Source organism: Apibacter adventoris, from assembly GCF_002964965.1.
Lineage (GTDB): Bacteria > Bacteroidota > Bacteroidia > Flavobacteriales > Weeksellaceae > Apibacter > Apibacter adventoris.
In genome coordinates this window covers 1-611 of sequence record NZ_PSZN01000022.1, presented here as the reverse complement: position 1 = coordinate 611, position 611 = coordinate 1, and the positions used below count along the sequence as shown (strand labels likewise).

Genomic DNA, 611 nt, shown 5'->3' with positions numbered 1-611 from the left:
TGCTTAAAATTGTAGTTTTTCCTTTACAAAATTCCAATTTCCCTTTGATTTCTGGATTCAGCTCGGGATACTCTTCTACTTGTACACTTACTGCTCCTTCGCAGCCGTTCTTGTCGATTACTTTTAGGGTATATTTTCCCGCTTCTGTTACCTCGCAGGTTGGTTCTGTTGATATAACATTATGTCCATTTGACCAACTATATTTTGAATAGATTTTGTCTGTGCTTAAAATTGTAGTTTTTCCTTTACAAAATTCCAATTTTCCTTTGATTTCTGGATTCAGCTCGGGATACTCTTCTACTTGTACACTTACTGCTCCTTCGCAGCCATTCTTGTCGATTACTTTTAAGGTATATTTTCCCGCTTCTGTTACCTCGCAGGTTGGTTCTGTTGATATAACATTATGTCCATTTGACCAACTATATTTTGAATAGATTTTGTCTGTGCTTAAAATTGTAGTTTTTCCTTTACAAAATTCCAATTTCCCTTTGATTTCTGGATTCAGCTCGGGATACTCTTCTACTTGTACACTTACTGCTCCTTCGCAGCCGTTCTTGTCGATTACTTTTAGGGTATATTTTCCCGCTTCTGTTACCTCGCAGGTTGGTTCT

1 protein-coding gene is annotated in these 611 nt (G+C 37.3%); it reads right to left on the bottom strand.

The genetic code is table 11. The features are described 5' to 3' along the window. Window positions 1-611, bottom strand: a 611-nt coding sequence (locus tag C4S76_RS11825) for a hypothetical protein (RefSeq protein ID WP_394335590.1), incomplete at both ends; no start/stop codon positions are given.